The sequence below is a fragment of the Paraburkholderia sp. J11-2 genome, assembly GCF_905220185.1.
Classification (GTDB): Bacteria; Pseudomonadota; Gammaproteobacteria; order Burkholderiales; family Burkholderiaceae; genus Paraburkholderia.
In genome coordinates, this window is the sequence record NZ_CAJMYY010000019.1 from 173798 (window position 1) to 190259 (window position 16462).

General features: G+C 65.2%; 15 protein-coding genes. 11 read left to right on the forward strand and 4 right to left on the reverse strand.

Features of this window, described 5'->3' with window-relative positions:
- The first annotated feature begins 60 nt into the window (after positions 1-60).
- From U5A57_RS25805 to hpaI, 7 genes are read left to right on the forward strand one after another with little or no spacing between them, the layout of a single operon-like run.
- Entirely contained in the window at positions 61-831 is a 771-nt protein-coding gene (locus U5A57_RS25805) for a fumarylacetoacetate hydrolase family protein (protein ID WP_321914455.1), read from the forward strand.
- Positions 828-1583 (forward strand): fumarylacetoacetate hydrolase family protein, encoded by a 756-nt coding sequence (locus U5A57_RS25810; RefSeq protein ID WP_321914456.1) that lies wholly within the window; start codon positions 828-830, stop codon positions 1581-1583. The genes U5A57_RS25805 and U5A57_RS25810 overlap by 4 nt, the downstream gene beginning before the upstream one ends.
- 34 nt (positions 1584-1617) lie before the next feature.
- On the forward strand, positions 1618-3075 hold the full coding sequence (gene hpaE, locus U5A57_RS25815) for a 5-carboxymethyl-2-hydroxymuconate semialdehyde dehydrogenase (RefSeq protein ID WP_321914457.1): 1458 nt from the start codon (positions 1618-1620) through the stop codon (positions 3073-3075).
- A complete protein-coding gene (hpaD, locus tag U5A57_RS25820) occupies positions 3075-3938 on the forward strand; it encodes a 3,4-dihydroxyphenylacetate 2,3-dioxygenase (RefSeq protein WP_321914458.1) in 864 nt (287 codons plus the stop codon). The genes hpaE and hpaD overlap by 1 nt, the downstream gene beginning before the upstream one ends.
- A gap of 15 nt (positions 3939-3953) precedes the next feature.
- On the forward strand, positions 3954-4355 hold the full coding sequence (locus U5A57_RS25825) for a 5-carboxymethyl-2-hydroxymuconate Delta-isomerase (protein WP_321914459.1): 402 nt from the start codon (positions 3954-3956) through the stop codon (positions 4353-4355).
- Between the two features lie 23 nt (positions 4356-4378).
- Complete coding sequence (gene hpaH, locus U5A57_RS25830; protein ID WP_321914477.1) at positions 4379-5182, forward strand: 2-oxo-hept-4-ene-1,7-dioate hydratase; 804 nt, start codon at positions 4379-4381, stop codon at positions 5180-5182.
- 16 nt (positions 5183-5198) lie between these two features.
- A complete protein-coding gene (gene hpaI, locus U5A57_RS25835; protein WP_321914460.1) occupies positions 5199-5981 on the forward strand; it encodes a 4-hydroxy-2-oxoheptanedioate aldolase in 783 nt (260 codons plus the stop codon).
- An 18-nt stretch (positions 5982-5999) separates the two neighbouring features.
- On the opposite strand, the gene U5A57_RS25840 is transcribed toward hpaI, so the two are convergent.
- A complete protein-coding gene (locus tag U5A57_RS25840; RefSeq protein ID WP_321914461.1) occupies positions 6000-6443 on the reverse strand; it encodes a MarR family winged helix-turn-helix transcriptional regulator in 444 nt (147 codons plus the stop codon).
- 168 nt (positions 6444-6611) lie between these two features.
- Here U5A57_RS25840 and U5A57_RS25845 point away from each other — a divergent pair, with 168 nt between their 5' ends.
- Together U5A57_RS25845 and U5A57_RS25850 are read left to right on the forward strand one after the other, a co-directional pair.
- Positions 6612-7382, forward strand: a complete 771-nt coding sequence (locus tag U5A57_RS25845; protein ID WP_321914462.1) for a class II aldolase/adducin family protein — start codon at positions 6612-6614, stop codon at positions 7380-7382.
- Positions 7383-7386: 4 nt separating this feature from the next.
- On the forward strand, positions 7387-8388 hold the full coding sequence (locus U5A57_RS25850; RefSeq protein ID WP_321914463.1) for a 2-dehydropantoate 2-reductase: 1002 nt from the start codon (positions 7387-7389) through the stop codon (positions 8386-8388).
- Between the two features lie 3 nt (positions 8389-8391).
- Here U5A57_RS25850 and U5A57_RS25855 read toward each other — a convergent pair whose 3' ends face one another.
- Entirely contained in the window at positions 8392-9681 is a 1290-nt protein-coding gene (locus U5A57_RS25855; RefSeq protein ID WP_321914464.1) for an MFS transporter, read from the reverse strand.
- A gap of 438 nt (positions 9682-10119) precedes the next feature.
- Here U5A57_RS25855 and U5A57_RS25860 point away from each other — a divergent pair, with 438 nt between their 5' ends.
- Together U5A57_RS25860 and U5A57_RS25865 are read left to right on the forward strand one after the other, a co-directional pair.
- Entirely contained in the window at positions 10120-13011 is a 2892-nt protein-coding gene (locus tag U5A57_RS25860) for a mechanosensitive ion channel family protein (RefSeq protein ID WP_321914465.1), read from the forward strand.
- Between the two features lie 301 nt (positions 13012-13312).
- Positions 13313-13714, forward strand: coding sequence for an FKBP-type peptidyl-prolyl cis-trans isomerase (locus tag U5A57_RS25865; protein WP_321914466.1), 402 nt, complete (start codon positions 13313-13315; stop codon positions 13712-13714).
- A gap of 78 nt (positions 13715-13792) precedes the next feature.
- On the opposite strand, the gene U5A57_RS25870 is transcribed toward U5A57_RS25865, so the two are convergent.
- The gene (locus U5A57_RS25870) at positions 13793-15127 is read right to left on the reverse strand and encodes a nitrate/sulfonate/bicarbonate ABC transporter ATP-binding protein (RefSeq protein ID WP_321914467.1); all 1335 of its coding nucleotides are present in this window, start codon (positions 15125-15127) and stop codon (positions 13793-13795) included.
- Positions 15128-15141: 14 nt separating this feature from the next.
- The coding region (locus tag U5A57_RS25875) for an ABC transporter permease (RefSeq protein ID WP_321914468.1) at positions 15142-16462 on the reverse strand (1321 nt) is incomplete at its 5' end.

Sequence of the window (16462 nt, forward strand, 5' to 3'; positions counted from 1 at the left end):
GGATCATAGCAAGCGCACCATCACTCACATATTAGTGTTTCTGTGAAGCGAATCCAAGCCATGTTTTCCGTTGCCGATCACCTGCTGCACGTCGAAGGCGAGGCGCTGCCGCGCGACGTTGGCGCCGAAGCCGTGCGCGCGTTGCTCGCCACGGGCGCGCGCTGCCGGCCGCCTGTGAGCGGCGCTGTCTACGGCACGCTGCTCAACGACCGCCACGCGCTCGAAGCGCTCGGCGACGCCGTGAACGCGCCCCCCTATAAAGCGCCGCCGCGCGCGCCCATTCTCTATCTGAAGCCGCGCAATACCCACGCCGGGCATCGTGCGCGCGTGGCCGTGCCGGGCAGCGAAGGCGTGCAAGTGGGCGCGTCGCTCGGCATCGTGATTGGACGCGCCGCCACACGCGTCGCCGTGCATGAAGCGTTCGATTACATCGCGGGTTATACGCTCGTGGCCGACCTGAGCGTGCCGCATGCGAGCGTCTATCGTCCTTCGGTGCGGTTTCGAGCGCGCGACAACTTCTGCGTGATCGGCCCTGCCGTGGTCGCGCGCCGTCATGTGGCCGATCCCGATCAGCTTGTCATTGCCGTGAACGTAGAAGGCGGCGCCACCTTCAGTGCGACTACGGCTACGAACGTTCGAGGCGTCGCCCAGTTGCTCGCCGACGTCACCGACTTCATGACGCTCGCCCCTGGCGACGTCGTCACGCTCGGCGTGCCACATGGTGCGCCCGTGGTTCAGTCCGGTGCGCGCGCAACCATCGTCATGAGTGACTGGGCGCCGCTCGAAATCGAATTCGTCGCGGCAGGCATGGTGCCGGGAGAACAGCCATGATGCGCGGACGCGTTGCCTACGCAGGCGCGATACACGAAGCCACGCCCGAAGGCGGCCGCGTGCGGCTCGCCGACGGTCGCGTGCGCGAGGAGCATGAAGTTGTGTGGCTCGCGCCGTTCGAGCCCGGCACGATCTTCGCGCTCGGCCTCAATTACGCGGAACACGCGAAGGAGCTGCAGTTCTCGAAGCAGGAGGAGCCGCTCGTGTTTCTCAAGGGGCCGGGCAGCGTGATCGGCCATCGCGGCACCACGCGCCGCCCCGCCGACGTTACGTTCATGCACTACGAGTGCGAGCTTGCCGTCGTGATTGGCCGCACGGCGCAGAACGTAAAACGCGAGGAAGCCATGCAGTACGTGGCCGGCTATACGATCGCGAACGACTACGCGATCCGCGACTATCTGGAGAACTACTACCGCCCGAACCTGCGCGTGAAGAACCGCGACGGCGGCACGGTGCTTGGGCCCTGGTTCGTCGATGCGAGCGACATCGCCGACGTCAACGCGCTCGGCCTGCGCACCTACGTGAACGGCGAACTCAAGCAGAACGGCAACACACGCGATTTCGTCACCGGCATCGCGGAACTCATCGAGTATTTGAGCGGGTTCATGACGCTCGCGCCCGGCGACGTCATTCTGACCGGCACGCCCGAAGGCGTCGTCAACGTGAATGCAGGCGACGAAGTGGTGTGCGAGATCGACGGCCTGGGCCGTCTGGTCAATACCATTGCAAGCGATGCCGAGTACGGGCGCTGATCCGGCAACGAATCGAATACTGGACTGATTAGACATGCGAATCGAACATCTGATTAACGGCCGCGCGCACGCAGGGCGCGACTATTTCGAAACCGTGAATCCGGCGAACCAGGACGTGCTCGCGGAAGTGGCGCGTGGCGGCGCAGAGGAAGTCGACCTCGCCGTGCGCGCGGCGAAAGACGCCTTTCCCGCGTGGGCCGCGAAGCCCGCCGCCGAGCGCGCGAAGGCCATTCGCAGGCTCGGTGAGCTGATCGCGAAGAACGTGCCGGAGATCGCACAAACCGAAACGAAGGACACGGGCCAGACCATTTCGCAAACGGGCAAGCAGCTGGTGCCGCGTGCAGCCGACAACTTCAGCTACTTCGCCGAAGTCTGCACCGCCGTAGACGGCCACACGTATCCCACGTCCACGCACCTGAACTACACGCTGTTTCATCCCGTGGGCGTATGCGCGCTCATCTCGCCCTGGAACGTGCCGTTCATGACCGCCACGTGGAAGGTCGCGCCTTGCCTCGCATTCGGCAACACGGCCGTGCTGAAGATGAGCGAGCTGTCACCGCTCACGGCCTCGATGCTCGGCCAGCTCGCACTCGACGCGGGCATTCCGGCAGGCGTGCTCAATATCGTGCACGGCTATGGCAAGGAAGCGGGAGAGCCGCTCGTCGCGCATCCCGACGTACGCGCGGTGTCGTTCACGGGCTCCACAGCTACGGGCAACCGCATCGTGCAGGCTGCGGGCCTCAAGAAGTTTTCGATGGAACTGGGCGGCAAGTCGCCGTTCGTGATCTTCGACGACGCCGATTTCGAACGCGCGCTCGACGCCGCCGTGTTCATGATCTTCTCGAACAACGGCGAGCGCTGCACAGCCGGCTCGCGCATTCTCGTGCAGCGCTCGATCTACGCGACGTTCGCGCAGCGCTTCATCGAGCGCGCAAAGCGCATCACCGTGGGCGATCCGCTCGACGAGAAAACCATCGTCGGCCCGATGATCAGCCAGGGCCATCTCGAGAAGGTACGCAGCTATATCGAACTCGGACCGAAGGAAGGCGCCACGCTCGCGTGCGGCGGCCTCGACGCGCCCGCGCTGCCCGATGCAGTCAAGAACGGAAACTTCGTTCAACCTACCGTATTCGTCGATGTCGACAACCGCATGCGCATCGCACAGGAGGAAATCTTCGGACCGGTCGCGTGCCTGATTCCCTTCGAAGACGAAGCCGACGCGATCCGTCTTTCCAACGACATCGCCTACGGCCTCTCCAGCTACGTGTGGACCGAGAATACGGGTCGCGCATTGCGCGTGGCGGCCGCCGTCGAAGCGGGCATGTGCTTCGTGAACAGCCAGAACGTGCGCGACCTGCGCCAGCCGTTCGGCGGCACGAAGGCTTCGGGCGTGGGCCGCGAAGGCGGCACGTGGAGCTACGAAGTGTTCCTCGAGCCGAAGAACGTGTGTGTGTCGCTGGGCTCGCATCACATTCCGCACTGGGGCGTGTAATGGGCAAACTCGCGCTCGCCGCGAAGGTCACGCACGTGCCTTCGCTGTACCTTTCCGAACTGGACGGCCCGCACAAGGGTTGCCGTCAGGCCGCCATCGATGGTCACCATGAGATCGGCCGGCGCTGCCGCGAGCTGGGCGTGGACACGATCGTCGTGTTCGATGTGCACTGGCTCGTGAACAGCGAGTATCACATCAACTGTGCGCCGCGCTTTGAAGGCGTCTACACGAGCAACGAGCTGCCGCATTTCATCAAGAACATGCCGTACGCGTACCCCGGCAATCCGCAGCTTGGTCACCTGATCGCCGATGTCGCGAACGAAATGGGTGTGAAAACGCGCGCACATAGCGAAACGACGCTCGACCTCGAATACGGCACGCTCGTGCCCATGCGCTACATGAACGGCGACCAGCATTTCCGCACCGTTTCGGTGGCGGGCTGGTGCATGTGGCATGACCTCGCCATGAGCGCGCGCTTCGGACTCGCCGTACGCCGCGCGATCGAGGAGCGCTACGACGGCACGGTGGCGATACTCGCAAGCGGGTCGCTGAGCCACCACTTCGCCAACAACGGCACCGCCGAGCAATTCATGCACAAGGTCTGGGACCCGTTCCTCGAAACGACCGATCGAAACGTTGTGGCGATGTGGGAGCGCGGCGACTGGAAAACCTTCTGCGACATGCTGCCGATGTACAACGAAAAGTGTTGGGGCGAAGGCGGCATGCACGACACGGCCATGCTGCTCGGGGCGCTTGGCTGGGACCGCTACGAAGGCCGCGCGGAAGTCGTCACGCCATATTTCGGCAGCTCGGGCACCGGGCAGATCAACGCGATCCTGCCCGTCACGCCCTTGCCGGTCTGAACAACGGAGCAAGCGATGCCCCATCTCACGCTCGAATACAGCGCCAATCTCGCCGACGCGAGCAACATCGGTCAGCTCTGCGAAACGCTAGCCCATGTGCTCGACGCTCAACGCGACGAAACCGGCGCACGCGTCTACCCGCGTGGCGGTATTCGCACGCGCGCGCTGCGTTGCGAACAGTACTTCGTTGCCGATGGCAATCCCGGGAATGCCTTCCTGCATGGCTGCCTGAAGATCGGTGCGGGCCGCTCGCAAGCCGTGCGGCGGGCGACCGGCGAGGCGCTCTTCGAAGCGATCAAGCAGCACTTCGCACAAGCCTTCGCTTCGCACGGCCTCGCGCTATCGCTTGAAATCGTCGAGTTCAGCGAGGAAGGCGCGTGGAAGCACAACAACCTGCACGCCCGGCTCAAAACCTGAGCTCACGCGCACCGGAATTCATGATGCTAGATCAGCAAACCATCCGCGAGCTGGCCGCGCAGCTCGACGAAGCGGAACGCACGCGCACGCAGTTGCGGCATTTTTCGCGCTCGCATCCGGACATGACGATCGACGACGGCTACGCAATCCAGCGCGAGTGGGTCAAACTCAAGCTCGCGGCGGGCCACACGATCAAGGGCCGCAAGATCGGCCTCACGTCGCGCGCCATGCAGCGCTCGTCGCAGATCGACGAGCCCGACTACGCACCGCTGCTCGACAGCATGTTCATCGCCGCAGGCAGCGATATTCGCGCGGACCGTTTCATCGCGCCGCGTGTGGAGGTGGAACTGGCGTTCGTATTGAGCCGGCCGCTGCAAGGACCCGACGTCACGCTCTTCGACGTGCTCGACGCGACGGCCTATGTCACACCGGCCATCGAGATCATCGACGCGCGCATCGAGCAGTTCGACCGCGACACCAGGGCGCCGCGCAAGGTGTTCGACACGATATCCGACTTTGCGGCCAACGCGGGCGTCGTGCTGGGCGGCCGCCCGGTCAGGCCGCTCGACGTGGACCTGCGCTGGGTCGGCGCGCTGCTCTACAAGAACGGCGCCGTGGAGGAAAGCGGTCTCGCGGCAGCGGTGCTCAACCATCCGGCCACGGGCGTCGCCTGGCTTGCCAACAAGATCGCGCGTCACGATGAGCGTCTCGAAGCCGGCGACGTGATTCTGAGCGGCTCATTCACGGCCCCGATTCCCGCCCGCGCGGGCGATACGTTTCATGCCGATTACGGCCCGCTCGGCGGCATCGGCTTCAGTTTCGTCTGATCAGGATTCCATAGCAATGTCCACACCCGCCAACCCTTTCAAGCGTGCGCTCGCGCGGGGCAGCCCGCAAATCGGCCTGTGGGCTGCGCTGGCCGACTCGTACGTGACCGAGCTGCTCGCGAACACGGGTTTCGACTGGCTCTTGATCGACGGCGAGCACGCGCCCAACGATCTGCGCAGCACGCTCGCGCAACTCCAGGCCGTCGCCCCGTACTCGACGCACCCGATCGTGCGGCCGGTACGCAACGACGCCGCCATCATCAAGCAACTGCTCGACATCGGCACGCAAACGCTGCTCGTGCCGATGATCGAGAACGCCGACGAGGCACGCGCCGCCGTGGCCGCGACGCGCTATCCGCCGCACGGCGTGCGCGGCGTAGGCAGCGCGCTTGCGCGCGCTTCGCGCTGGAACGGTTCCGCCGACTATCTGCATCACGCTGCTGAGGAACTGTGCGTACTGGTCCAGGTGGAGACGGCAAGCGCGCTCGCGCAGCTCGAGACAATCGCGAACGTGGAAGGCGTGGACGGCGTGTTCTTCGGCCCGGCTGACCTCAGCGCTTCGATGGGCCTGCTCGGCCAGCCAGGCTCGCCACAGGTGCGCGAAGCAATCGGCAAGGGTATCCGCACCGTGCGCGCGCAAGGCAAGGGCGCGGGCGTGCTCGCGGCCGATCCAGCCATTGCGAACGAATATCTCGAAGCGGGTGCGACGTTCGTTGCCGTGGGCAGCGACGTGTCGTTGCTTGCGCGCAGCGCGAGTGAACTAGCCGCGAAATTCCGCCAGCCTGCGGCGCGCGGCTAGCGCGCTTCATTCGCCGCTTCACTCGCCCTCTTCCCCGCTCGCCACGAGCTTGGCCAGCACGCCCGCCAATACTTCGCGTTCGTGCTCGCTCAGCGTGGCGAGAATCGCGTCGTTCGTCGCCTTCGAGATTGTCGTCGCGCGCCGGTAGGTGCTGCGCCCCTGTGCGGTGAGCGCCACGAGCACGCCGCGTGCGTCCGCCTCGTTCGAAGTCTTGACGAGCAGGCCCTTGCGTTCGAGCACGTCGGTGGCGCGGCTCGCCTGGCTGCGGTCGAGATTCGACACGCGCCCGAGATCCGACACCGACAACGATCCGAACGCGCCCACGCTGAGCAGCAGCCGCGCCTCCGTGAGCGAGAGCGAAAGCGCTGCCTCGAACGCGTCGCTCATCGTGCGGTCGGTCTGCTTCTTGAGCACATGGAGCCGGTAGGTGAACAGCTCCGCAATGTTGAACTTCCCCGTCATTCGTCTTCTCGCCTGGTTCTCAGCGGCCGCGAAATGCGGCAAACGCCATCAGGATAGCATCGATAAAAGACTGGTTTTTCAGGTATTTCATGAAAAAATTGATGCTTGCACACGCATTTATTTGCGCGTAGGATCGGCGTGATCAGAGCCAGCCATGAGGAGACGTTCATGAATGAAAACATCCAGCGCTCGCGCCCCGAATGGTGCGACCCCACGGAATGGGAAACGCGCGTACAGCTTGCCGCCGTCTATCGCGTGTTTCATCTCATGGGCTGGACCGAACTGATCTTCAACCACATTACGCTGCGCGTGCCCGGGCCGCGCAAACATTTCCTGATTAACCCGTTCGGGCTCACGTATGACGAAATCAAGGCCTCGAATCTCGTCAAGATCGATCTCGAAGGTAATGTCCTGAGCCCGAGCGAGTATCCGATCAACCCGGCCGGCTTCGTGATCCACAGCGCCATTCATGCAAACGTGGAAGACGCGCATTGCGTCATGCATACGCACACCACGGCCGGGCTCGCGGTGGCGTGCATGGAAGGCGGTCTCGCATATACGAACTTCTATTCGGCGCAGTTGCACGACATGGTCGCGTATCACGACTTCGAAGGCATCACCGTGCACGCCGAAGAAAAATCGCGCATTCTGAAGTCGATGGGCGACAAGCGGCTGCTCATCCTGCGCAACCACGGGCTGCTCTCGCATGGCGTGACGCTTGCGCACGCGTTCGCGCTGCTATGGACGCTCAATCGCGCGTGCGAAGTGCAAGTCGTGACCGATTCGATGCGCGGGCAGGCGCTGCCGATCGCACCCGCCATTACCGAACGTGCGACGCGCGACGCGCTGCAGTTCTCGCCCGCCCATGGCGCGGGCCAGAACGTGCTCGACGCGCTAATTCGTCGTGCCGCGCGCATCGACCCCTCATATCAGGAGTGAAAGGTTGAACACCCCGAATCAAAAGGTCACTGTCGTCGGTGGCGGTGCAATTGGCGGCCTGATCGCGGCGCGTCTTGCACGTGCGGGCATCGCCGTGAATCTGCTCGCGCGCGGTGCACATCTGGAAGCGATCCGCCGCGACGGTCTCACGGTCATTGAAGGCGACACGCGCTACACGCAAGCCGTGAACGCCACGAGCGACGCCGCCTCGCTCGGCGCGCAAGACCTCATTTTCATTTGCCTGAAGGGCCAGGCGCTCGCGCAGTCGGCGGCTTCGCTCGCGCCGCTCGTGGGTCCGCACACGCATATCGTCTCGGCGATGAACGGCGTGCCCTGGTGGTTTCTCCACGGATTCGGCGGCACGCACACGAACGGCCGGCTCGAAGCGGTCGATCCTGGCGGCGTCGTGTCAGCGGCGTTGCCGCCTACGCAGGCTTCGGGCTGCGTCGTGCACCTGTCGTCGTCAATTGCGGGGCCGGGCGTGATTCGCAAAGGCGGCGGCAATCATTTGATCGTCGGTGAAGGCTCGGCGCCCATGGCCGCGCGTGCGCAAGAGGCGCGCGAGTTGCTCGCGCGCGCTGGCTTCGAGGTCACGAAAGCCGCGCCCATTCAAGCCGATATCTGGGCGAAGCTCTGGGGCAACATGACGATGAACCCCATCAGCGCGCTCACGCGATCGACCGCCGACGTCATTCTCGACGACCCGCTCACGGCGCAACTCGTGAGCGCGGTCATGGCCGAAGCGCGCGCGATTGGCGAAGCGCTCGGCATTCGCCTCGCGATGACCATCGAGGAGCGCAATGGGATCACGCGCAAACTAGGCGCGTTCAAGACCTCGATGCTGCAAGACGTGGAGGCGGGCCGCTCGCTCGAAGTCGATGCGCTCGTCGGCGCGCCGTATGAACTGGCGCAGCGCGTGGGCATTGCGGCGCCGTCGCTCGGCCTGCTGTATGGTCTTGCGCGCCAGCTCAATTCGAATCTCGAAGCGGCGCGCCGGGCAAGCTAGCAATCAATCCTCGAGCGGCTTGCCCGTGAGGTCGCGAATGAACGGCAGCGCAAGGCACGAGATCGCCACGCACGCCATCACGTACCACGCGGGCGCGAGCAGATTGCCCGTGCTTTTGACGAGCCAGGTGGCAACGGTCTGCGCAAAGCCGCCGAAAATCGCCACGCCGATGCCATAGACAATCGCCATGCCCGTCGCGCGCACGGCGCGCGGGAACATCTCCGGCAGCATCGTGATGGAAGGTGCGGCCTGCAGCGCGAGCAGCACGCTCAGGCCGCCCACGGTGATCAGGAGCCGCGTGGCGTCCGGCTCACTCGTCAGCCAGAGAAACGCCGGATAGATCAGCAGCAAAACGCCCACGCGCGGCCAGAAGATCAGCGTACGGCGGCTGAAACGATCGCACAGCATCCCCGAGAGCGGTCCCACCACGAAAGTCACGACGCCCGAGACCAGCCCCGCCAGCAACGCCGTGGGCGCGGGCACCTTCAGCTCGTGAATCGCATAGGTCGGCATATAGAACGTGACGACATAGGCCGTGACCGTGGAGCCGATCGTCAGCAGGATGCCGAGCGCCGCGCGCCGCCAGTGGTCGCGCACCACGGTAAGCACTGGCATGCGCACCACGCTCGCCTGCTCCGGCAACTGCTCGTCGAGGCGCCTGCGAATCCACATGCCGATCGGCGCGATCGCCACACCCATGAGGAAGGGCACGCGCCAGCCCCAGGCGAGCAGCGTGTCGGGCGTGAGGAAGGTCGTCAGGAGTCCTGCCATCAGCGCGCCGAGCGAAACGCCGATCCCCTGGCTCGCAAACTGGAAACTGCCGAGCAGCCCGCGATTGACTGGCGTGCCCGCCTCGATCAACAGCGTGGTGGAGGCGCCCACTTCGCCGCCCGCGGAAAAGCCCTGCAGCAATCGCGCGAACACGATCAACACCGGTGCGGCCACGCCGATCTGCGCGTAGGTGGGAGCCAGTCCGATCAACATGCATCCCAGCGCCATCATGAAAATCGTGAGCGTCATGGCAGGCTTGCGGCCGGCGCGGTCGGCGTAGGCGCCAATCACGATGCCGCCCAGCGGCCGCATGACGAAGCCCACGCCGAAGGTCGCCACCGAGGCCAGCAACTGCCCGTAGCTCGACATGGTGGGAAAGAACAGCTTGCCGATGGTCAGCGCGAAGAAGCTGTAGACGGTGAAATCGAAGAATTCGAGCGCATTGCCGATCGTCGCGGCGACGATCAACTGCGTGCGGCTCAGTTTGCCCTTGCGCACTCCGGTCATGCTGACGCTGTTCATGGCTCTCCTCGTCGGCCTCTGGCGGGCCTGGATGGTGGACCATGCAACGTTAGCATTCGCCCGGGCGCACGCGCCACTGATCAAAACCCGCGGAGGCGGCGACATCCATCAGCCGATGAAGCGTCCCTTTTATCGGCGTCCGGCGTGCGCGCCTCATCCGCGTTCGTAAGGTAAAAGAGGCATACTCCCGCAATAGTCAGCACTCTCGTTGCGCGCGCCGCGCCGTTTTTTGCGGTTCCGCAAACGCCATGTGGCTCACCCGCGCATAAAGTGGGCACCAAAATTGCGGCAGCGCGTCGAACGTTCCGGCGAATCGGGCGACGGCAAGCTGTGCGCCACGCCAAAGCGCTTCCTGCCGCGCGTTTCGTCCCCGCTGTCTTTTCAATCTGCCGCCACTGATGGGTCGCCGCAGTCGCGCCCTGTATGCCAATGACAAGGATGTCCCTTTCTTTTGCCTTTCGGTCCGCGCGCATTTCGCGCCCGCGTGCCCTCTTCGCCGTACTCGCCGTTTTATCCGGTCTGATGCTCGCGCTCGGCGCGTCTGCCGCATCGGCAGCGACACCAGCCGCCGTTGCCGAAGCGCTCAAACCCGGCACGAGCCCGGCGCATCCCGCCCCGGCTGCCGCGCCCACGCCCGACGCCAACACAAACAACCCCGCCGCACCCGTTGCGCTCACGCCTGCCCAGGCGCAAGCCGCCCTCAAGGTTCTCGACGATCCCGTGCAGCGCGGCCACATGGAAGACACGCTGCGCGCCATCGCCGCCGCCGGTGCGCTGGCCGTGCCCGCCTCGGCGAGCGCACCGGCCAGTGCGCCCGCCGCGGCCACCGGTGCATCGGCGGCCGCGCCTGCTTCCGCGCCGCTTGCTGGTGCGCTGCGCACCAACGGTCTCGTCGTGCAGATCGCCGACAACGCCGCGCACGGCGCGCGCATGGCCGGCCAGCATCTGAACCATACGTTCTCGACACTGCTGGGACTCTGGTCCACGCGCAACTGGTGGCAGGACCATCTGAACACGCCGCAAGGCCATGCACTGCTGCTCGCCCTGCTGCGTGTGCTGCTGCTCACGCTCGTGCCCGCGCTCGCGCTCGCCACGCTGCTGCGCCGCGTCATCGCCACGCCGGAGCGCGCCATTGCCGCGCATCAGGCAGCCAAACAGCGCGAGGAGGCCGCCCTCGCGCAAGACGGCACGCCAACTCCGCAGCCGCAAACGCCCGAAGCGACGGGCACGAGTGTCGCGCTCGCCGCGCAAACGAAAGCCGCCGAGGCGCAGGACGAAGCGCTGCGCGAAGCCGCCGGCATGCAACCGGCCGATGGCAAGGACAATCAGGACAGCGATCCGAATGCCGGCCCCAACGCGAACGCGAGCGCCAACGCGGCAGCGCGCGCCACGGTGGTCGCGGCGCAAGCCGGGGACAATGCCAACGCCTCGCCGAAAACCGCCGCCGATCGTGCGAAAGAGGCGTACCACGCGCTGCGTGGCGCGCATCACTGGCGCCTTTTGCAGCGTCTGCCGGGCGCGTTGCTCGTGATGCTGCTCGAAGCCGTACCCGTGGTCGCGTTCGGCCTGTGCGCCGCGGCCGTGCTCTCGTTCTTCGGTCCCAATGACGCCGCGCCTGCCGAAGCGGTCGGCCATATCGTCGATACCTATGTGATCTGCCGCATCGTCGCCATATTCGGCAAGCTGCTGTTCTCGCCCGACGCGGCCGCGCTGCGCCTCGTGCCGCTCCCCGACGACTGGGCCGCCTACGCGCAGCGCTGGCTCGTGCGCCTCGTCGTGATCGGCGGGGTGGGCGGCGCAATTGGCGGCGCGGTGTCGCTCGGCATGACCGAGGACGCGCATGTCGCGCTCGTGAAGCTCGTCACGCTGATCGGCCACCTCGCGCTCGCCGTGATGATCCTGCAACTGCGCCGCCCCGTGGCCGATGCCATTCGCAACGCCGCCGCGCAACACGGTTCGTACGCGTGGTTCCTGCAGTGGTTCGCCGACATCTGGGTCGGCGTGGCGCTCTTCGTCGTCGTCGCGCTGTGGTTCGTCTGGGCGCTCGACTTGCGCGGCGGCTATGCCGCACTGGTGCGCTCGGGCGGACTCTCGCTCATCATCATGCTCGCCGGACGCATGTGTGCGATCGTGGTGCTGGGCGCTTTGAGCCGGCTCTTCGGCGTGCGCGAAGACATCGGCAACATGAGCTTCGGCCAGCGTCGCGCTTACCGCTACTATCCGGCGCTGCGGCGCATCGTCATTGCCGCGATCTGGCTCGTGACGATCGACCTGGTGCTGGACGCCTGGGGCGTGCGCCCCGCACGCATTCTCGCGCTCGCGCCCATCGGGCATCTGCTCGGCTCCGCGCTGCTCACGATCGCCGTCGCCATCGTGGCCGCCGTCGCGATCTGGGAGGTCGCGAACGGCGCGGCCGAACGTCGCCTGAATGCGTGGACCGACGCCGGCGACTTCGTGCGCGCCGCGCGTCTGCGCACGCTCCTGCCGATGTTCCGCACTACGCTGTTCGTTTCGATCCTCATCATCGTCGGGCTGACCGCGCTCTCGCAGCTCGGCGTGAATACCGCGCCGCTCATCGCGGGCGCGAGCATCTTCGGCGTAGCGCTCGGCTTTGGCTCGCAAAAGCTCGTGCAAGACTTCATCACCGGCATCTTCCTGTTGACGGAAAACGCCATGCAGGTGGGCGACTGGGTGACGGTGGCAGGCGTTTCGGGCACCGTCGAGTTTCTCTCGATCCGCACCGTGCGCCTGCGCGGCGGCGACGGCTCGCTCTACACCGTACCGTTCAGCTCGGTCACGACCGTGAACAACACGAATCGCGGCATCGGCAACGCGGCGGTGAAGGTGCAGATCGCGCATGGCGCGGATCTGCAGCGCGCGATCGACACGCTGAAGGAAATCGGCGCCGAGATCCGCCAGGAAGACGCGTTCAAGAACGGCATTCTCAGCGACTTCGCGTACTGGGGCGTCGATCAGGTGGATGGCGCGGCCGTGACGCTCGCCGGGCAGATTCAGTGCAAGGACTCGGCGCGCTGGGGCGTGCAGCGCGAGTTCAACAAGCGCGTGTTGCTGCGCTTCACGGAGCGCGGCATCGAGCTGGCGAATCCGCAGCGCAGCTTCCTCGTTGGCATGTCGCACGATGACGATGTCGAAGGGCGCACGTACGGCGACGAGCACGATGACGCCAGCGATGATGCCAACGTCGATCGCTCGCGGGCACAACAATCGCGCGGCGCTTCGCAAGCTGCTTCACAAGGGGGCAAGCCGCGCACTGGCCGCGCCGGTGCTTCGGGTGACGGTAACGGGTCGTCGAGCGGTAAGCCGAATTGATGCGCGAATTGAAGTGCTGACCTCGTAGCCGGTGCGCGACTCTGACGCGCCGGCCTCACCCTTCGTTTCGCACCGCGAAGCTCCCGAAAAAGCTCACCAATACGATGCAAGCCGCGCCGCGACGCAACGCTGACGGCGTAAAGTTCTCCGTCTAATCAAGGGTCTGCGCGCGGTGACTTGGTGCGCCGCACGCGCGGCGCGGTGAGTCCCGAAGAAGCTCACCTTTTCAGTCGCCGGCCACGAACCGGAGCCCACACGAGGCTCCCGATATAATCAACGCGCCATTCAACGAGGACTTCTCATGAAATCACTGATTGCCCTGGTCGCCGCTGCCACCGTTGCAACGACCGCGTTCGCCGCCAACACCATCGACAAGTTGCCGTCTGGCGTCGTCGTCGAACACCTCAAGCAAGGCACCGGTCCGCAACCCGCCGCCACCGACGTCGTGCGCGTGAACTATCGCGGCACGCTCGCGAACGGCACCGAATTCGACAGCTCCGACAAGCATGGCGGCCCGGCGAGCTTCCCGCTCAATCGCGTGATTCCTTGCTGGACGCAAGGCGTGCAAAAGATGAAGGTCGGCGGCAAGGCGAAGCTGACCTGCCCGGCGGCGACCGCTTATGGCGATCGCGCAGTCGGCCCGATTCCGCCGAACAGCGACCTCACGTTCGAAATCGAACTGCTCGGCATCGGGCAGCAATAAGGCCAGCCGATTCTGCAGGCAAAAAAAACGGGCGGTTCATTGAACCGCCCGTTTTTGTTTTTTACGAGGCGCCAGGCCTTATGCCTCGACGTCCTCGAGACTGAAGATCTCAGTCTGGTCGTTATACGAAAACACCTCGCCATAACGGGCCCATTCGACCACGGTATCGAGCGTTTCTTCCGCGGCGACATCGGAAAGCACGTCCTCCAGTTCCTGTTCGAAGCGCACGCGCGGCGCGCGATGGCCAGGCCGCTCGTCGAGCACCTTCTTGATGCGCGCCGCGAGCGGCACGTTGCGCAGCAGGTGATCGGCGAACATGAGCTTGCGCGCCTGCGTGCCCATCTCCGCAAACACGCGGGCGGGCGGCGTAAGCAGCACATCGCCTTCGCGCACGTCGGCAAAGCCGAGCTGCTGCAGCATTTCCACGATCGGGAACAGGTCGTCCACTTCCAGATGCAGCGAGCGCGCGATTTCCGGCATGTCGGCGCGGCCGTGATACGGCGCGGCCGCCAGCGTCTCGATCAGACCGGCCATGATGTTGGTCGACACGTCCGGCAAGCGGCTGCCCACTTCGAGACGGCGATGCGTGGCCTCGGCGGCTTCGCGCGCGGTCATCTTCGCGTAGATGTCGTCAACGAGTTTGCGGAATGCAGGGTCGAGCCGGTTGCGCGGATGCTTGAACGGCACCTTGATTTCAGCCGACACGCGCCCCGGGTTCGACGACAGCACGAGAATGCGGTCGCACATGAACACCGCTTCCTCGATGTTGTGCGTGACGATCAGCACCGACTTGATCGGGAGACGCCCTTGCGTCCACAGGTCGAGCAGGTCGGTACGCAGCGTTTCGGCCGTCAGCACGTCGAGCGCGGAGAACGGCTCGTCCATGAGCAGCAGCGTCGGGTCGACCACGAGCGCGCGAGCGAAACCCACTCGCTGACGCATGCCGCCGGAAAGCTCGCGCGGGTAGGCGTTTTCGAAGCCATCCAGACCGATCAGGTCGATCGCCGCCAGCGCGCGCTCACGGCGCTCGCGCGCGCCCACGCCTTGCGCCTCAAGACCCGCTTCCACGTTCTGCAGCACGGTGAGCCACGGGAACAGCGCGAAGGTCTGGAACACCATCGACACGCCTTCGGCCGGCCCTTCGAGCGGCTTGCCGAGCCAGTTCACCTCGCCTTCGGTCGGCTCGATGAGCCCGGAGATGATGCGCAGCAGCGTGGACTTGCCCGAGCCGGAACGGCCCAGCAAGCCGACGATCTCGCCCTCGCGCAGCGTGAGGTTCACGTCGTCGAGCACGAGGCGCTCGTCCTCTTTCTTCGCGAAACCGCGCGAAACATGCTTGACGGCGAGCACTTCCTCGCCGGGAGCGGGCCGCATCGGCAGCAGGTCGGATGAGACGATTTTCGGATTCAGCATGATGTCACTCCATCTCAATCGAGGCGCAGCCGGGACTCGGCGTACGTGTACAGCGGACGCCAGAGCACGCGGTTGAACAGCGTAACGAACAGGGACATCATCGCGATGCCCAGAATGATTTTCGGGAAGTCGCCAGCGGCGGTCGTTTGCGCGATGTAGGAGCCAAGGCCGTGCGCGACGACCTTCGTGTCGCCCCACTGCACGAACTCGGAAACGATGCTCGCGTTCCATGCCCCGCCGGAAGCCGTGATCGCGCCCGTGATGTAGTACGGGAAAATGCCCGGCAGCATGGCTTTCTTCCACCATTGCCAGCCGCGAATGCGGAAGTTCGTGGCCGCTTCCTTGTAATCGTTCGGATAGGCGCTCGCGCCCGCGATCACGTTGAAGAGGATGTACCACTGCGTGCCGAGCACGATGAGCGGCGAGAGCCAGATGTCCGGGTTCAGGTGAAAGCGCACGATGACGATCACGAACACCGGGAACAGCAGATTGGCCGGGAACGCCGCGAGGAACTGCGCGAGCGGCTGGACCTTCTCGGCGAGCGCCGGGCGCAGGCCGATCAGCACACCGAGCGGCACCCAGATCACCGAGGCGATGGCGATCAGCAGCATCACGCGAAGGAGCGTGATGAGCCCGAGCACGAACACGTGCCAGACTTCATCGAGCGTCACGCCCGTGCGCACATACGCCACCACGTGCCACACCACGAACACGGTCAGCGCGATCACGATCACGGCCCACACGATGTCGCCAAGACGCGAGCGCTTGCTGATCGTGGTAACGACGGGCAGCGACTTCGGCAGTTGCACGCGCAACGGAATGCGCGCGAGCGTGGCGAGCATGAAGCCCATCGGCACGAGCAGGCGGTGAATGAGGCGCGTGCGGCGAATGAGGTCGAGCAGCCACGACTCCGGCGCGTCGCCCGAGCTCGTGTTCTCCATGCGGAACTTGTCGGCCCAGGCCACCAGCGGGCGGAACAGGAACTGGTCGTACGCGAGAATCACCACGATCATCGCGAGGATCACCCAGCCCACCGCGTGCAGGTTCTTTTCCGCGATCGCCTGGGCCAGATACGCGCCAACGCCCGGCAGCGTGATCGTGTTGTTACCCACCGTGATCGCTTCGGAAGCCACCACGAAGAACCAGCCGCCCGACATCGACATCATCATGTTCCAGATGAGGCCCGGCATCGAGAACGGCACTTCGAGCTTCCAGAAACGCTGCCAGCCCGTGAGGTGGAAACCTCGCGAGACCTCGTCCAGATCGCGCGGCACCGTGCGCAGCGACTGGTAGAAGCTGAACGTCATGTTCCAGGCCTGGCTCGTGAAGATCGCA

What these genes read in the sequence shown, in the direction of transcription:
- U5A57_RS25870 (WP_321914467.1), bottom strand. Translation starts at nt 15,127, where the DNA reads ATGCTGAATCCGAAAATCGTCTCATCCGACCTGCTGCCGATGCGGCCC.
- U5A57_RS25855 (WP_321914464.1), bottom strand. Translation starts at nt 9,681, where the DNA reads ATGAACAGCGTCAGCATGACCGGAGTGCGCAAGGGCAAACTGAGCCGC.
- hpaD (WP_321914458.1), top strand. Translation starts at nt 3,075, where the DNA reads ATGGGCAAACTCGCGCTCGCCGCGAAGGTCACGCACGTGCCTTCGCTG.
- U5A57_RS25860 (WP_321914465.1), top strand. Translation starts at nt 10,120, where the DNA reads ATGTCCCTTTCTTTTGCCTTTCGGTCCGCGCGCATTTCGCGCCCGCGT.
- U5A57_RS25825 (WP_321914459.1), top strand. Translation starts at nt 3,954, where the DNA reads ATGCCCCATCTCACGCTCGAATACAGCGCCAATCTCGCCGACGCGAGC.
- hpaI (WP_321914460.1), top strand. Translation starts at nt 5,199, where the DNA reads ATGTCCACACCCGCCAACCCTTTCAAGCGTGCGCTCGCGCGGGGCAGC.
- hpaE (WP_321914457.1), top strand. Translation starts at nt 1,618, where the DNA reads ATGCGAATCGAACATCTGATTAACGGCCGCGCGCACGCAGGGCGCGAC.
- U5A57_RS25840 (WP_321914461.1), bottom strand. Translation starts at nt 6,443, where the DNA reads ATGACGGGGAAGTTCAACATTGCGGAGCTGTTCACCTACCGGCTCCAT.
- U5A57_RS25805 (WP_321914455.1), top strand. Translation starts at nt 61, where the DNA reads ATGTTTTCCGTTGCCGATCACCTGCTGCACGTCGAAGGCGAGGCGCTG.
- U5A57_RS25810 (WP_321914456.1), top strand. Translation starts at nt 828, where the DNA reads ATGATGCGCGGACGCGTTGCCTACGCAGGCGCGATACACGAAGCCACG.
- hpaH (WP_321914477.1), top strand. Translation starts at nt 4,379, where the DNA reads ATGCTAGATCAGCAAACCATCCGCGAGCTGGCCGCGCAGCTCGACGAA.
- U5A57_RS25865 (WP_321914466.1), top strand. Translation starts at nt 13,313, where the DNA reads ATGAAATCACTGATTGCCCTGGTCGCCGCTGCCACCGTTGCAACGACC.
- U5A57_RS25845 (WP_321914462.1), top strand. Translation starts at nt 6,612, where the DNA reads ATGAATGAAAACATCCAGCGCTCGCGCCCCGAATGGTGCGACCCCACG.